The following is a 509-nucleotide window of genomic DNA, read 5'->3' as shown; positions in this document are numbered from 1 at the left end:
CGGCCCCTGCGCGCGGCGCCGGTCGGCCAGCTCGAAGCGCGGCCAGAGCGCGGTCATCAGCGCCGGGCGCAGGCCGCGCCCGCCCTGGACGCGGAACGGCTCCAACCCGATATCGGCCACGACCAGTTGCCCGCAGGTCAGGGGGCCATGCTCCAGCAGGTGACCGGGCTTGGGGCTGTCGAAGGTCACCGTCATCGCGACGCGCAGCGCGTGCCAGGGCAGGGCGCCGCGCCCAGAGCCCAGGATCACGCCGCTGTCCAGGCACAGTCCGCTTGGCGCATCCACCGCGACCAGGCGCGGGCGATAGAAGGCGCCGTCGCCGCCCTCGCCGCCCAGATGGCGCAGCAGGGCCGCGATCTCGCCCTCGGGCGGGCGGGTTAGGCCGGTGCCGAAGATCGCGTCGACATAGACATCGGCATCGGGCAGGGCGCGCAGCGCCGCGCGGGTTAGCGGCAGGACCGGCCCAGGCCATTGCGCCCGCGCCGCCGCCGCGTCGGAGCCCGGTCGCG

1 protein-coding gene is annotated in these 509 nt (G+C 76.0%); it reads right to left on the bottom strand.

Annotated features, from left to right (window positions below):
- On the bottom strand, positions 1 to 509 hold a 509-nt coding region (locus FHD68_RS18845), incomplete at both ends, for an NAD(P)H-hydrate epimerase (protein ID WP_280115192.1).

The sequence above is a fragment of the Paracoccus marcusii genome (genome assembly GCF_006151785.1).
GTDB classification, from domain to species: Bacteria; Pseudomonadota; Alphaproteobacteria; order Rhodobacterales; family Rhodobacteraceae; genus Paracoccus; species Paracoccus marcusii.
The sequence above is the reverse complement of the archived record's forward strand: the minus strand, read 5'-3'. Positions and strand labels throughout refer to the sequence as shown.